Source organism: Dactylosporangium siamense (assembly GCF_016862795.1).
Taxonomy (GTDB): domain Bacteria; phylum Actinomycetota; class Actinomycetes; order Mycobacteriales; family Micromonosporaceae; genus Dactylosporangium; species Dactylosporangium siamense.
In genome coordinates this window covers 1-15255 of sequence record NZ_BONQ01000049.1, presented here as the reverse complement: position 1 = coordinate 15255, position 15255 = coordinate 1, and the positions used below count along the sequence as shown (strand labels likewise).

The 15255-nt window shown below is 73.2% G+C and carries 12 protein-coding genes; 8 read left to right on the top strand and 4 right to left on the bottom strand.

What is annotated here, in order from left to right; genetic code table 11:
- Positions 1-43 precede the first annotated feature (43 nt).
- From Dsi01nite_RS15520 to Dsi01nite_RS15510, 3 genes are all read left to right on the top strand, one after another.
- Positions 44-1960, top strand: coding sequence for a glycoside hydrolase family 28 protein (locus Dsi01nite_RS15520; RefSeq protein ID WP_239135915.1), 1917 nt, complete (start codon positions 44-46; stop codon positions 1958-1960).
- Between the two features lie 83 nt (positions 1961-2043).
- Positions 2044-3222 (top strand): FIST signal transduction protein, encoded by a 1179-nt coding sequence (locus tag Dsi01nite_RS15515; RefSeq protein ID WP_203846847.1) that lies wholly within the window; start codon positions 2044-2046, stop codon positions 3220-3222.
- A 1-nt stretch (position 3223) separates the two neighbouring features.
- A complete protein-coding gene (locus Dsi01nite_RS15510) occupies positions 3224-4759 on the top strand; it encodes a sensor domain-containing diguanylate cyclase (RefSeq protein WP_203846846.1) in 1536 nt (511 codons plus the stop codon).
- Here the strand turns inward: Dsi01nite_RS15510 and Dsi01nite_RS15505 are convergent.
- Positions 4740-7571, bottom strand: coding sequence for an AfsR/SARP family transcriptional regulator (locus Dsi01nite_RS15505; protein ID WP_203846845.1), 2832 nt, complete (start codon positions 7569-7571; stop codon positions 4740-4742). The genes Dsi01nite_RS15510 and Dsi01nite_RS15505 overlap by 20 nt on opposite strands.
- 95 nt (positions 7572-7666) lie before the next feature.
- Entirely contained in the window at positions 7667-9085 is a 1419-nt protein-coding gene (locus Dsi01nite_RS15500) for a cytochrome P450 family protein (protein WP_203846844.1), read from the bottom strand.
- Between the two features lie 169 nt (positions 9086-9254).
- Here Dsi01nite_RS15500 and Dsi01nite_RS15495 point away from each other — a divergent pair, with 169 nt between their 5' ends.
- The 4 genes from Dsi01nite_RS15495 (at position 9255) to Dsi01nite_RS15480 (ending at position 13094) form a co-directional block, all read left to right on the top strand.
- Positions 9255-10337 (top strand): cellulose binding domain-containing protein, encoded by a 1083-nt coding sequence (locus tag Dsi01nite_RS15495; protein ID WP_203846843.1) that lies wholly within the window; start codon positions 9255-9257, stop codon positions 10335-10337.
- 119 nt (positions 10338-10456) lie between these two features.
- Positions 10457-11290 (top strand): CPBP family intramembrane glutamic endopeptidase, encoded by an 834-nt coding sequence (locus Dsi01nite_RS15490; protein ID WP_203846842.1) that lies wholly within the window; start codon positions 10457-10459, stop codon positions 11288-11290.
- Complete coding sequence (locus tag Dsi01nite_RS15485) at positions 11287-12441, top strand: sensor histidine kinase (protein ID WP_203846841.1); 1155 nt, start codon at positions 11287-11289, stop codon at positions 12439-12441. Before Dsi01nite_RS15490 ends, Dsi01nite_RS15485 begins: the two co-directional genes overlap by 4 nt.
- Positions 12438-13094, top strand: a complete 657-nt coding sequence (locus Dsi01nite_RS15480; RefSeq protein WP_203846840.1) for a response regulator — start codon at positions 12438-12440, stop codon at positions 13092-13094. Before Dsi01nite_RS15485 ends, Dsi01nite_RS15480 begins: the two co-directional genes overlap by 4 nt.
- Here Dsi01nite_RS15480 and Dsi01nite_RS15475 read toward each other — a convergent pair.
- Complete coding sequence (locus Dsi01nite_RS15475; protein ID WP_239135914.1) at positions 13087-13662, bottom strand: DinB family protein; 576 nt, start codon at positions 13660-13662, stop codon at positions 13087-13089. The genes Dsi01nite_RS15480 and Dsi01nite_RS15475 overlap by 8 nt on opposite strands.
- A 101-nt stretch (positions 13663-13763) precedes the next feature.
- Between Dsi01nite_RS15475 and Dsi01nite_RS15470 the strand changes: the two genes are divergently transcribed.
- On the top strand, positions 13764-14999 hold the full coding sequence (locus Dsi01nite_RS15470) for a GAF domain-containing protein (RefSeq protein ID WP_203846839.1): 1236 nt from the start codon (positions 13764-13766) through the stop codon (positions 14997-14999).
- Positions 15000-15005: 6 nt separating this feature from the next.
- On the opposite strand, the gene Dsi01nite_RS15465 is transcribed toward Dsi01nite_RS15470, so the two are convergent.
- The coding region (locus tag Dsi01nite_RS15465; protein ID WP_203846838.1) for a discoidin domain-containing protein at positions 15006-15255 on the bottom strand (250 nt) is incomplete at its 5' end.

Here is a 15255-nt window from a genome sequence, read left to right as displayed (position 1 = left end):
GTCCGCGGTGTGCCCGAAACGGCCTCCGAGAAGGAGACAACGCGTGTCCAGTACGTCATTGCGCCGGTGGCTCGCCGTCCTGGCCGCCGCCTGCCTCGCAGGCATCGTGGCGCCCACCCTCCCCGCCGCGGCGGCCGGCGTCTTCAACGTCCGCGACTACGGTGCCGCCGGCAATGGCTCGGCCAACGACACCCCCGCCATCAACCGGGCCATCGCCGCCGCCAACGCCGCCGGCGGCGGCACCGTCCGGCTCACCGCCGGCACCTACCGGTCCGCCAACTCGATCCACCTGCTCAGCAACGTCACCCTGCAGCTCGACAGCGGATCCACCATCCTCGGCGCGGCCGGCACCGGCTACGACCCGGCCGAGCCAAACCCGAACGACGCGTACCAGGACTTCGGCCACAGCCACTTCCACAACGCGATGATCTGGGGCGACCGGCTCAGCAACATCGGGATCACCGGCGCCGGCACGATCGACGGCGGCGGCTTCCTGAAGATCCACGAGAACGACCTGCCAGATCCCGGGGAGGCGGACAAGATCCTGGCCCTGACCCGGTGTACGAACCTCCGGCTCGACGGCATCACCCTGCGCCGCGGCGGGCACTTCGCCGCGCTCGTCAACGGCTGCGACGGCGTGCAGTCCGCCGGCCTGCGCATCGACACCGCGAGCGACCGTGACGGCTGGAACGTCATCAACACCCGTAACGTGGTCATCACCGACGTCGCCATCGCCGCCCAGGACGACGCGCTCGCGTTCAAGAGTGACTGGGCCCTCGGCCAGCGGTTCCAGCAGGGCCACGTGCGGGTGACCGGTGCGCGGCTGTCCGCCGTGTGCTGCAACGCCCTGAACTTCGGCTCGGAGACCTGCAGCGACTTCAGCGACTACGTCTTCGACACCGTCACCATCACCGGCGCCAACAAGGCCGGCCTGGGCATGGTGTCGATGGACGGCGCGAACATCTCCGACGTGCACTACCGCAACATCACCATCAGCGGCGTCGCCGCACCCATCTTCCAGAAGATCGGCACCCGGAAACGCTGCGGCGACAACCCCGGCGTCGGCAGCATCCACGACATCACCTACGAGAACGTCACCGCCACCGGCAAGGGCCCGCAGACCCCGACGCTGTGGGGCGCCGACGCCACCCACCGCATCAGCGGCGTCACCTTCACCGACGTCGACGTGTTCGTGCCCGGCGGCAGCGCCAACCTCGGCACCGCCGTGCCCACCAACGACCCGAACGCCTTCAACCCGGCCAGCATCGGCACCCGTCCCGCGTTCGGCTGGTACCTGCACAATGCCGACGGCATCCACTTCACCGGCGGCTCGGCGCACTTCACCGCCAATGACAACCGGCCGGCCGTCATCGCCGACGCGGGCAGCTCGGTCACCTTCGACCGCTTCGTCACCGAACGCGGCAGCGGATCGCCCTACGACACCAGGTTCCAGAGCATCGCCGGGTACTGCGTCAGCAACGGCACCAACACCACCGGCGGGGCGACGCGGGTCAGCCAGACCGGCTCGACCCAGAACTGCGCCGCGCCGCTCACCATCACCGGCGTGACCGTCGCTGGCTGGTCGGTGCAGCCGGAGCTGCGCACCGGCGTCACCCAGTACGGCGACCGGACCTACACCTTCGCGTCCGTGCCGGCCGGTCTCGCCGGCGCCCAGTGGATCCGCACCACCAACGACTCCCGAACCGCCGCGACGGACCCGCTGGTGCGGTTCACCGTCAACCGGGCGGTGACCGTGTCCGTGGCCGTCGACACCCGCCGCGGCCGCCTGCCGTGGATGGGCTCCTCCTGGACCGACACCGGTACCCAGATCACCAACACGGAGAGCCCCAGCCGCAGCTTCGCGGTGTACTCCAGCGCCTTCCCGGCCGGGCAGATCGCGCTCGGGCCGAACGCCGAACCTGCGAAGGGCAGCAGCATGTACACGGTGGTCGTGCGGTGACCTGCCGGGGCCGAAGGCTCAACTCGGCCCCGGCCCGGCCGATGATCCCGGTGTCAGGTCCGGCCGGTGTGGGTGGAGGCGGCATGAGCGCAGGTGCGACCGGGCGACGCTGGCTGGCCGTGGGCCGTTCGGACAGCCCGGACACCCGGACCGCCGCGGCAACGGCCACCCGGTCCGCCATGACCGGCCCGGAGCCGAAACTCGTCATCGTGTTCAGCGCCATCACGCACGACCCGGCCGCGGTGCTGGACGGGGTGCGTCAGGTCGCCGCGGGCGTGCCGGTGGTCGGCTGCACCACCCACGGCGAGATCGGCCCCGGTGGCCCGACGGACGGCACCGTCATGGTCGCGGCCCTCGGTGGTCCCGGCATCACCGTGACGACGGCCGTCGCCGAAGCGGTCGCCGGGCGGCAGCGCGAGGCCGGCGCCGAGGTCGCCCGGTGCGCCGAACCCCTCGCCGACCAGCCGCACCGGGTGCTGATGCTGCTCACCGACGGGTTCGTCCGGGACCAGGAGTCGATCCTGCGCGGCGTGTACAGCGTGCTGGGAGCCGGCGTACCACTGTTCGGCGGCGCGTCCGCCGACGGCTGGCGGATGACGGGCTCGCACCTCTTCGCCGGCGACCGGGTGCTCAGCGACGCCGTCGTCGCCGTCGCCATCGCCTCGGAGGCACCGTTGGCGGTCGGGGTGCGGCACGGGTACCGCAAAGTCGGCGATGCCATGATCGTGACCTCGAGTGGTGGCGGCCGGATCCAGACGCTCGACGACCGGCCCGCGCTGGACGCGTACCTGGACCGGCTCGGCGCGCCGCGCGAGGCGTACACCGACGTCGAGGCCTTCCGGGACTTCGCCCTGCTGCACCCGCTCGGCGTGCAGCGGCGCAGCGGGGTCGAGGCGCGCAACCTCAGCACCGAGATCGACCTGGAGGGCCGCACGCTGGGTGGTGGCTCCGCGATCGACCACGGCGCGCTGACCTGGCCGATGATCGGCGACGAGACGTCGATCCTGGAGGCGACCGACGGGGCGTGCGAGGCCGCGATCTCCGGGCTGGGCGGCCCGGAGCCGGTCGGCCTGCTGACCTTCAGCTGCGCCGCGATCCGGGCGACGCTCGGCGACGACGGCATCCGGCGCGAGGGCGAACGGCTGGAGAAGTGGGCCGGCGGGGTGCCGTTCGCCGGCTTCTACACCTACGGCGAGATCGCCCGGACCCGGGGCATCGACGGTTTCCACAACCAGACACTGGCTGTGCTCGCGGTGGCCTGACATGGCCCTGCCGGTCGCGGAGTCGCTGCACGTCCAGCAGCTGCTGGAGCTGCTGGCCGTGGTCACCTCGCTGCCGGACGAGGAGTCGGCCGTGCAGGGCGCTGCCGAGCGTGCGGCGCAGGCCCTCGAGGCCGAGGTCGGCGCGGTCCTGTTCGGCGACCGGGTGGGCGCCGCGATCGGTTTCCCGGCCGGCACGGTTCCGGTCGCGGACCTGCGCGCGGTCGCCGACGGCGGGCGCGACTGGCTGGACGTGCCCGGGCTCGACCGGTGCCGCGCCTTCGCCGCCGGTTGGGGCGGCACGCACCCGGGTCACCTGATCATCGCCCGGTGGGACGAGGCCCCGTTCGCCGCCGAGGAGCGCGGCCTCATCCGCGGGATGGCCCGGCTGCTGGAACTGACCCTGACCACGCTGCGGACCCTGCGGGCGGAGCAGGCGATGCGGGAACGCAGCGAGCTGCAGGCCGTGGAGAACGCCCGGCTGGCCGAGTCGCTCCGCGAACAGCAGCGGCTCCTGATCCACGTGTCGGACATCCAGCGGGCCATCTCCAGGCGCGACCCGCTGCAGCAGATCCTGGAGACCATCACCGTCGCCGCCGCGGACCTGTTCGGCGACGACGTCGTCGGCCTCTGGGTCCGCGACCGCGACGACCCGGACCGGGCCCGGCTGCTGTCGGCGGTCGGTCTGCCCACCGCGCACCTGCCCGCGATGCCGCTCGATGCCACCGGCGCGGTCGGTGAGGCGATGCGGCAGGGCGACGTCGTGCTCGTCGCCGGCTACGGCCACGCCTCACCGGCCATCCGGGACCTGACAGGCGACCGGCTGTGCGCGTCGATGGCGGCGCCCGTGCACGAGAACGGCGCGGTCGTCGGCGGGCTGCTCGTGGCCTCGTACGAACCCCTGCGCTCCTACACGCTCCACGACCAGCAGAAGCTCGGCGCGTTCGCGCAGAACGTCAGCCTCGCGCTCACCGACGCCCACACCCTCGACAAGGTGAACCGTGCGGCGCGCGACACGCTGACCGGGCTGGCCGGCCGGGGCCCGTTCCTGGAGCAGCTGACCGAGCACCTCGCCGCCGGCCGCCCGGCGGCGCTGCTGTTCATCGACCTCGACCGGTTCAAGCCGATCAACGACACGTTCGGCCACGCCGCCGGGGACCACCTCCTGGTGACCACGGCCGCGCGCATCCGCGCCGAGCTGCGCGACGCCGACCTGGCCGGCCGCCTCGGCGGCGACGAGTTCGCCGTCATGCTGCGCGGCGTCACGAAACTCGACGAGGCGATCGGGGTCGCCCAGCGGATGGTCCGCCGGATCGGCCGCCCGGTCGACCTCACCGGCCACACCGGCCACACCGTCACCGTCGACGCCAGCATCGGCATCGCGCTGTCGTCGGACGCCCGGGACGCGACCGAGCTGATGCACCACGCCGACGTCACCATGTACGACGCGAAACGCCGCGGCCGCGGCGGGTATCAGGTCTTCTCCCGCCAGCTCCTCGACGCGACGGACGCCCGCCTGTTCAAGCCGTTCGAGGCGTGACCCGGGAAGCCGCGCCCCCACCGCGGGACACACCGGCGAGCTGGTCCAGTTTCGACCGGACCAGCTCCGTCTGCGCGGACGACCCGAGGCGGCCCAGGATGCCCAGCGCCGACCGCCACACGCGGCCGGCGGCAACGGTGTCGCCCGCGCCGTGGTGCACGTCGCCGAGCCTGATCATCGAAGCGGCCTCCTCGCCCGGGTCGCCGACCCCGACGTACAGGTCGACCGCCTGCTGGTAGTACCGGGCGGCCTGCGGGTGGTCGTGCAGGCCGTGCCGGATCGCGCCGAGGCGGTCCAGGCAGGCCGCCTCGCCGTGCCGGTCCCCGAGCGCACGGAACAGCCGCAGCGCCTGCTCGCAGTGCGCCTCGCCGACCTGGGGCTCGCCGAGGCAGGCGTGCGCGAACCCGATCTCGTTGAGCGCCTTGGCCAGTCCGAGCCGGTTGCCGGCGGCCCGGTACAGCTCCTCGGCCCGCAGGCAGTGCTTCAGCAGTTTGTCGTGCTGGCCGCCGCACTGGTAGGAGTAGCCGATTCCGCGTTCGACGTGCGCCTGGCCGACGAGGTCGCCGAGGTCCTCGTAGCCGTCCAGGGCGCAGGTGAAGTGGGCGCGGGCCTCCTCCTGACGGTCCGCGCCGGTCAGGGCGTGGCCGAGGTCGCGGTGCGAGTCGGCCAGCACCGCCGGGTCCGCCAGGCGCTTCGCCGCGGCGAGCGCGGTCCTGCGGTCGGCGACCTGATCGTGCGTGTGCCCCTGGCGGCGCTGGAAGGTGTCCAGCGTCCACGCCAGCTGCCACGTGTGCAGATCGGATCCGGCTGCGGCGAGACGGGCCAGCAGCGCTTGCAGCACCCGGTACTCGGCGGTGAACCAGGACAGGGCCCGGACCTGGTCGGCGAGCGGTTCGGGGGTCGCGCCCGGCTCCGGCGCGGCGAGGGTGACCGGGTCACGGCCCGGCGCCAGCAGCAGCGCGGCCCGGTGCGCGGTGTGCAGGTAGTGGTCCCTGAGCCGGGCCGCGGCGGCGCTGCGGTCCGCGTCGGGTTCGACGATGTGGAGGAGCTCGGTGGCGTACGAGCGCAGCAGGTCGTGCAGCGCGAACCGGCCCGGCGTGTGCTCGGCGACCAGTCCGGCGCGGACCAGTTCGCCGAGCAGCGGCCGCACCCGGCCGGCACCGGCGAGACTTGCCGCGGCGGCAGCTGGGATGTCGGTGCCGGGGTGCACGCCGAGCAGCCGGAACAGCCTGGCCGCGGCGGCGGTGAGCGCGTGGTACGACCAGGAGAACACCGCCCGGACGTCGCTGTCCGGGTCGCCGGTGCTGAGCACGTCGAGCCGGCCGCTCTCATCGCGCAGTTCGGCGGCCAGGTCGCGCATCGGCGGGTGCGGGTGGGTCGCGGCGCGGGCGGCGACGATCGCCAGGGCGAGCGGCAGCCCGTCGCACCGGTTGATGATCTCGTCCACGCTGTCGGGATCGGCGGCGATCCGCGCGGTGCCGAGCCGGCGGGTCAACAGCTGCCGGGCCTCGGCCGGGGTGAACCCACCGAGGGTGATCGGGGTGGCGCCGTCGGAGGCGATGAGGCCGGCGAGCCGGTCGCGGCTGGTGACCATGACGAGGCAGGTGCCGGCGCCGGGCAGCAGGGGCCGCACCTGGGCGGTGTCGCGGGCGTTGTCGAGCAGGACCAGCATCCGCCGGCCGGCCAGTTCACTGCGGAGCAGGCCGGCGCGGGCGTCCAGGCCGGCCGGGATGCGGTGCGGCTGGACGCCGAGCGACTCCAGGAGCCGGGCCGCCGCCTCGGCCGGGTCCATCACCTGCCCGGCCGGGGAGAAGCCGCGCAGGTTGAGGTACAGCTGGCCGTCGGGGTACCGGTCGGCGACCTGGTGCGCCCAGTGCACCGCGAGGGTGGTCTTGCCGACGCCGGCCATCCCACTGATCGCGCAGATGACGACCGTCGACGAGGACGCGTCGCCGGCCAGGAGCGACAGCGCCGCGGCGAGCTCCGACCGGCGGCCGGTGAACGAGGACGGATCCAGCGGCAGCTGGGCGACCGGCCGTTCGGTGGGGGCGGGACGGGTGGCGGTGCGCTCGGTGGCCGGTTGCAGGACCCGGTCCCGGGCGGCGGCGAGCTCCGCCCCGGGGTCGATCCCGAGGTCGTCACGCAGGCTCGCCCGGACCTTGTCGAACCGGTGCAGCGCCGCGGCCTGCTGACCGGTCGCGGCGAGCAGCAGTATGACCCGGGCCTGCAACGCTTCGTCCAGCGGAGCCCGGTCGGCGGCCAGCTCGACGGCCCGCAGGACCGCACCCGGCGCACCGGCGGCGAGGGCGGCGTCGGCGGCGTCGCGGGCGGCGGCCTCGTATTCGCGGTCCAGGGCGGCGAACTCGGGCCGGCCCCGGATCTCCAGCGGGACGGTGCCGGCCGCGGGTCCCTGCCACAGGTCCAGGGCCTGCTCGAAGAGCGGCACGGCGCCGCCGGTCCGGGCCTGGCCCAGCAGCGCCCGGAACGTGAGCAGGTCGACGGTGCCGGCGTCGACGTCGAGCCGGTAGCCGCCGCCGGACCGGACCAGCCAGCGTCCCGGGTCGCGGCTGGTCAGCCCGGGTTCGAGGGCCCGGCGGAGCAGCCCGATGCTGCGGTGCACCGCGTTGACGGCCGACACCGGCGGGTCCTCGCCCCACAGCCCGTCGACGATCTCGGCCAAACCGACCGGTTGGCCGGCCTTTGCCAGGAGCAGGGCCAGCACGGACCGCTGCTGGGGGGCGCCGAGGTCGACCTCGACGCCCGACCGCCAGACCCGGACCGGCCCCAGGACCGTGAACCACATGTTGGCCATGAACCGCACCGTATGGATCCGGTGACCGCCGTCGCGAGCGTCATGTGACGGTACCTACGCCGACGCTCCCACCTGCTGGGACGGCCGGGCCGAGGTCAGAAGGTCCGGCGGAAGCCAATGTCGTCCTTGATGAGGCTGCGCGGGGACACCGGCAGCCACTCGGGGTCGGCGGGGTCGAGCCGGACGAACTCGATGCCGTTGTGGTGCACCGTTCGCAGGAACTCCTTGAGGAACTCGACGGTGAGCTGCTCGCCGCCGCAGCGGCGGTAGCCGAACCCGAAGGGCGCGTAGCCGGCCGTGTCGCACAGCGGGTGTTCCGTGCCGTCGACCACGCTGTAGACGGCACCGAAGGCACCGTTGGTCACCTCGGCCTGGCGGCCGTCGTTGAGTTTCAACGGGGCGGGCGGGAACGGGCAGCGGGCCAGGCCGGCCTGCCGCGCCCGGGACTCGTCGTCGGTCGTCGTCGGCGCCGTGAGGTAGCGGTCCGGGTCGAACTGCTCCGGGTTGCGCCACTGGCGACGGTCGTGGTTCGCCGGCGGGTGCGGGGTGACGACGCTGTGGTCGCGCGACGCCACGCCGACCGCCGTCTCCACGGTCGACAGGCTGCCCGCGTTCGGTGAGATCGTGCGGAACAGCTCCATCACGAACCGGTCCAGCGGCGGGAAGGCGGCCCCGTCGGGGTCCATGCGCATCGTCCGGGCGAACCAGGACCGCACGGCGGGATCGCCGTAGGCGGCGTCCAGCGCGGCCATGGTCTGGTAGACCATGTTGCCCCACTGGCTGAAGGCCAGGAAGTTGTGGAAGCACTCGAAGACGATGTCCTTGCGGCGGAAGTGCTCGCCGCCGCCACCGTTCTTCAGCCAGTAGTGGACGAACGTCTCCTCCGGCGCGGCGACGGTGCCGTCGATCACCGCCTGCACCCGCTCGTCGATCCACTCCGTGAGCCGGGGGCGCAGCGCGCGCACGCGCATGAAGTGCTCGTGGACGATGTCCGAGGTCGGGTACCAGTGACCGAGCACCGTGGTGAAGCTGGTGCCGAGCTCCCGCACCTCGGCCGGGATGTCCTCACCCGTGACCCCGAGGTGCAGGTCCCAGTAGAGGTCGAAGTAGGCCGCGTAGTACTGCCGCATCAGCGGCCGGCCGGCGTTGGCCGGGTCGAGGAGCCGGGCGATGAAGCGCCGGACCTTGCCGGCGTACCTGGTCGCGTAGAGGTCGGGCGTGGTCGCCGAGTGGTAGATCTTCTTGCGCTCGTTGTCCGGCCCGCGTTGCTCGTACCCCTGGATGAAGACGGCGACGCCCTCCTCCTCGGGGTCCGGCGCCCACCCGTCGTACAACATTCCCCAGAAGTGCGGCGGCGCGGCGTTCTCCTTGCTCAGCGCCAGGTCGATCATCGGCAGCGCCGGGCGTTCCCCGATGGTCTGCTCGCTCAGCAGATACGGCACGACGGCGTGTTCGACGTACTCGGGATCGAATGCCGGCGGCAGCAGCTTCGCCAGCTCCTTCGGCAAGATCATGCCTTCCAGGCAAGCCGCCGCGGTCCGGCCCGGCATGACCCGGCCGGGAGGACCCGGCGATGAAAGTTTCGGCGCTCCTCCTGCGGGTTCCCGCCACCATCTTGCCGAAAAGGTTTTCGGCCCGCACCGTGGCGAACGCAATCGGAGTCCATTGATGAAAGGGGATGCGATGCGGAACCGCGGTCTCATGCTCGCCACCGCCACGATCGTTCTCGTCGCGGGCGGCGCGGCCGAGCTCAGCACGTCGGCCGGCGCCGCCGTGGCCGGCTGCCGGGTGACCTACACGATCAGCTCGCAATGGCAGGGCGGGTTCGGCGCCAACGTGGCGATCACCAACCTCGGCGACCCGGTCAACGGCTGGACGCTCACGTGGACCTTCGCCACCAGCCAGAGTGTCACCCAGGCCTGGAACGCGACGGTGACACAGAACGGCGCCGCCGTCTCGGCCGTGAACGTCGGATACAACGGCGTCCTTGGCACCGGCGCGAGCACCTCGTTCGGCTTCAACGGCGCCTGGAGCGGCTCGAACCCGGTGCCCGCCACCTTCCGGCTCAACAATGTGGTCTGCACCGGCACCGCCGGCCCGACCATGAGCGCCTCCCCCACCAGATCCGCGTCGCCGAGCGCCTCCAGCACACCTGGCAATCCCGGCACTCCGGGCACGAAGACGGTGCGGGTGTTCTGGCTCAAGCCGACCAACGTCGCGTTCGACCAGCGCTACCCCGACGGCATCGCGACCGTGATGCGCGAGGCACAGCGCTACTACCGCCAGGAACTCGGCAGGACGTTCGCGCTCAACGCCACCGTCGTGGAGACGGTCAACGGCGAGCACGACACGTCGTGGTACATCAACACCAACTGCGACCCGAACGGCGACCGCTACTGGTGCGTGGTCGCCAACATGCAGGCGGAGCTGCGGCGCCGGTTCGGCCTCGCCAACCCCGACAGCCGCTGGCTCGTCGTCGGCGAGATCAGCGCCGAGGACCCCGGCAAGTCCGGCGGCGGCGCCAGCCCCGGCTGGGTCCTGCTCTCCGGCCACGACGCCGACGGCGGCGCCGGGCTCAACGGCCCGATGAACCGCTGGTACGGCGGCATGGTCCACGAGCTCGGCCACGGCTTCGGCCTGCCGGACTCGACGTCCACGGACGGCACGCCGATGTCCGCGTCGTTCTACAGCTACCCGAACACACACTTCAGCCAGGCCCAGAAGAACGCCATCCTCGCCGGCCCGTACGGCAGCTTCCTGAGCTGACTGTCCCCCGTGCGAGCTACCCGCGAATGTCCACCGTGCGGTGACGATCCGCGGCCGTCGAATCCATACCGTTCGAAGCAGTCGCGGCGACCGGCCGCGGGAACGTACGGAGGACAATCATGCGACTGCTGAAGCAGCTCGCGGCCGTCGCGGCGGTCGCCCTCGCCGGCAGCCTGAGCGTCGGCGCCGCCGATTGGAACGTGCCGCTCACCCTGCTGCTCGGGTTGGCGACCGCGGCGCTGGCGTTGCTGGTGTACGCCTGGGTGGTCCGGCGCACCGAGCACCGCGCACCGGTCGAGGTCGCCGTCCGGGGCGCCGGGCCCGCGCTCGGTCGTGGGGTGCTGATCGGGACCGGGATGTTCGCGGCGGTCATCGCGAGCATCGCCCTGTTCGGCGGGTACCGGGTGACCGGCTGGGGTTCGGCGGCCGGCGCGGTGGCCCTGGTCGGGTTCATGGCCGCCGGCGCCGTCACGGAGGAGCTGCTCTTCCGCGGCGTCCTCTTCCGGATCGTCGAGGAACGCGCCGGCACGTGGGGCGCGCTGCTGCTGACCGCCGCGCTGTTCGGCCTGGCGCACCTGCCCAACCCGAACGCCACGCTGTGGAGCTCGCTCGCCGTCGCGGTGGAGGCCGGCGCGCTGCTCGCCGCCGTGTACGCCGCCACCCGCAACCTGTGGGTGCCGATCGGGGTGCACTTCGGCTGGAACTTCGCCGCCGGCGGCGTGTTCGGCACCGACGTGTCCGGCAGGACCGGACCGGACGGGCTCCTCGACGGCGTGACGTCCGGCTCGACCGCGCTCAGCGGCGGCGGGTTCGGGCCGGAGGGCAGCGTGTTCGCGCTGCTGGCCGGCGTGACCCTGACCGCCGGGTTCATGTGGCTGGCCCGGCGCCGGGGCAACGTCGTGCCCCGGCGCAAGCGGGCCACCGCCGACCCGGCCGCTACGCTCGCCCCGTGAGCGAGCTGCGACGCGTCCCGGACCTGTGGCGGCGACTCGACGTCACGGTCCGGGACCTTCCGCCGGCCCTGCTGCTCGCCGTCGCGTCGCTGGTGCCCGCGCTCCACAACCGCGGGACCCAGCTCGGCGACCTGCCGGGCCGCCCGATGGACGCGCTCGCCGTCGTGGTGATCGCGCTGGAGTGCCTGCCGCTGGCCGTGCGCCGACGGTGGCCGGCGGCGTGTCTCGCCCTGGTGTCGATCGGGTTCGCCGTCGACCAGCTCCGCGGCTACCACCTGGTCGCCGGCGCGGCGCTGCCCATCGCGGTGCTGAGCGCGGCGGCGCACCTGGAGCGGTTCCGGCGCACCGCCCTGGTCGTGGCCTCCGTGGCGTACGTGCCCCTCGCGGTCGCGCTCGACCGGCGCGGGTCCACCGAAGGGGTCCTCGGCTTCGTCACGTTCTACCTGGCGCTGACCCTCGCCGGGGGTATCGGGGCGTGGCTGCGCACGACCCGGGCGAGCGAGGCGCAGCGCCGCCGGCACGTCGCCGAGGCCACCCGCGCCGCGGAACGGACCCGGATCGCCGGCGAGCTGCACGACATCGTGACGCACCACGTGACGGCGATGGTGGTGCAGGCGGAGGCGGCGCGGTACCTGACCGGCGACCCCGAACGGCTCGACCAGTCCCTGACCGCCATCACCGACACCGGACGGCGGGCGATCACCGACCTGCGACAGCTGCTGGACCTGCTCAACCCCGACCACGGCACCGAACCGCGCACCCCGCCCGTCGGCGAGGTCCACGCGCTCGTGGCGCAGGCCCGGCAGGCGGGGCAGCCGGTGGAGTTCACCGAGGACGGCAGCCCCGCGGCGCTGACCGGTGGTGCGGAGGTCGCGGCGTACCGCGTCGTGCAGGAGGCGCTGACGAACGCCCTCAAACACGCGCACGGCCACCGGACCACGGTGCGCGTCCACCACGGGAACGCCGAAACCACGGTGGCGGTCGACACCGAAGGGCCGGGCCGGCACCCCGTGACACCCGGCGGGAGCGGCCGGGGCCTGGTCGGGCTGCGCGAGCGGGTCGGCGTCCTCGGCGGCGAGTTCAGCGCCGGCCGGCGGGACGACGGCGGCTTCGCGGTGCGGGCCCGGATCCCCACCGGGAGCCAGTCGTGACCGCGCCGCTGCGCGTGCTCGTCTGCGACGACCAGGCGCTGATCCGGGCCGGCTTCACGACCATCATCGACGCCCAGCCCGACCTCGAGGTGGTCGGCGAGTGCGGGGACGGCCGCGCCGCGGTCGACCTCGCCGGCCGGCTGCACCCCGACGTGGTCGTGATGGACGTGCGCATGCCGGTCCTCGACGGCATCGAGGCGACCCGCCTGCTCGCCGGCGCGGGCGTGGACCGGCCCGTCAAGGTGCTCGTGGTGACGACCTTCAACCTGGACGAGTACGTGTACGAGGCGCTGCGCGCCGGCGCGAGCGGCTTCCTGCTCAAAGACGCCCCGCCGGCGCTACTGCTGGACGGCATCCGCACCGTCGCGGCCGGCGCCGCCCTGCTGTCGCCGGAGGTGACCCGGCAGCTCGTGGGCCGGTACGCGGCGCGGATCCGTCCCCCGCAGGACCGGCGCGACGCCGCGCTGACCCCGCGGGAGCTGGAGGTGCTGCGCCTCATCGCCGACGGCCGGTCCAACCAGGAGATCGCCGCGGCACTGGTGATCAGCCAGGAGACCGTCAAGACCTACGTGTCGCGCATCCTCACCAAGCTCGACCTGCGCGACCGCGTGCAGGCCGTGGTGTACGCATACCGCACCGGCCTGGTCAGCTGACCCGGTGCGTGAGCGCGGCCTGCTCGACCCGCTCCCGGTAGGCGGCCCACCACTTCGGGTCGGTCTCGGGCAGGTTGGAGTTGCCGTCGTACAGGCCGGCGAAGCCGTCGATCGACTCCCGGACGATGTCCGCCTGGCCGGCGTGCCGGTGGGTCTCGGCGATCACGTGGATCAGGATGCGGTGCAGTGTCACGTTGCGGGTCTCCGGCCGCCACCACGGCACCACGCCGGGCGCGTCGAGGTCGAGCGCGTCGATGGTGGCGTCGGAGTGCGCCCAGATCCGCTTGTACAGCTCGACGTGGTGCTCGCGGGTCTCCTCCGCGGTGGCCCACATGTCGGCGTTGGTCTCGGCGCTGTCGGCGAGGTAGGAGATGGGCTCCGGGAACTGCCGGCCGAACACCATGCCGAGATACTCCGACTCGACGGCGGCGGTGTGTTTGACCAGCCCGAGCAGGTTGGTCGCGGTCGGGGTGAGCGGTCGGCGGATGTCGTACTCGCCGAGCCCGTCGAGCTTCCAGAGCAGCGCGTCGCGCCCCTCTTGCAGGTAACGCTTCAGATGGTCCTTCACCGGGTAAATCCTCTACCAGCCGGGGTGGCGTCGCCAGTCGATTCCGGACACCGGCCGCGTACGCTGGCCGTCCGCACCACGAGCGCACGAGAAGGGGCCTCATGACGGATCCGGCGGAGCAGGACCTGCGGGCGTTGTTCGGGCAGTCCACCGCGGTCTTCGCCGTGCTCACGGGGCCGGCGCACGTGGTGGAGTCCGCGAGCCCGGCGTTCCTCGCCACCGTCGGCGGCGACGAGGTGCGCACCGGGGTGGCGCTCGCGGACCTGGTGCCCGGACCCGCCGGTCAGGCTCTCATCGCCCGGCTGGACGAGGTCTACGGCACCGGTGAGCCGTACACCGGCCGGGACGTGCCCGGCGCCGGCCCGCAGGCACGGGAGGCGTTCTTCGACTTCACCTATGAGCCGCGCCGGGACGCCGCCGGCGCGGTGACCGGGATCCTGGTGATCGGCGTGGAGACCACCCAGGTCAAGCATGCCCAGCGGCTGACGGCGGAGCACCGCGCCCTGCTGGAGCAGATCGCCCGGCAGGCGCCGCTGGCCGACGTGCTCGACGGGATGGCCCGCCGCATCGAGGATCTCGCGCCGCGGGAGGTGCTCGTCTCCGTGCTGCTCGCCGACGCCGACGGCCGGCACCTGCGCCACGGCGCCGCGCCCAGCCTGCCCGACTTCTACAACGAGGCCATCGACGGGATCGCCACCGGCGAGGGCGTCGGCTCCTGCGGCACGGCGGCGCACCGGCGGGAGCCGGTCATCGTCACCGACATCGCCACCGACCCGTTCTGGGCCGACTTCCGGGACCTGGCCGGGCGGGCCGGGCTGGCCGCCTGCTGGTCCACGCCGATCCTGGCCCGCGACGGCGCCCTGCTGGGCACCTTCGCCATGTATCACCGCGTGCCGCGCGTCCCGCAGGACACCGACCTGGCCCTCACCCGGGTCTTCGCCGGCACCGCGGCCCTGGCCATCGAACGCCACCACACCGAACAGGCGCAGCACGCCGCCGAGGCCCGCGCCAGGGCGGCCCACGACGAGCTGGCCAAGGCGGTGCAGGCCGAACGGGAGCTGCGCGCCGAGGCCGAGGAGCGCGCCGCCGCCGCGGCGGAGCTCAACGCCCAGATGCGCGCCGCCGCGGCCGCGCAGGCCCCGAGGCCGCACCCCGAGCAGTGCCAGCTCGGCGGCGGCGCCGGGTGCGCCGCCCCCGCCGAGATCAAGCTGGCCGACTCGTGGGGCGACGCGGCGTGGGGCTGCGCCGGCCACGTCGAGGAGGCCCTGATCAACGTGCGTTCGGTGTTCATCGCCAACGAGGAGCTCGGCGGACTGGCCGCCTACGTCGCGCGCTGAGCCGGGTCAGGCGCCGTAGGCGTTGACCTCGTCGATGCTCCACCACCACGGCGAGTTCCCGGTCAGCACCAGCCGGAGGTACCGGGCCGTGGTCGCGCCGAACGAGATGTCGATGACGGGCCCTGCGGGCGAGCCGGACGCCACCGGCGAGCCCCAGTTGCTGCCGTCGGTGGACACGTACAGCTGATAACCACGCGCGTAGTCCCCCGCGTCGTTGCTCGCGTCCGCGACCACCCGGTTCACCGTGTGCGTGGTA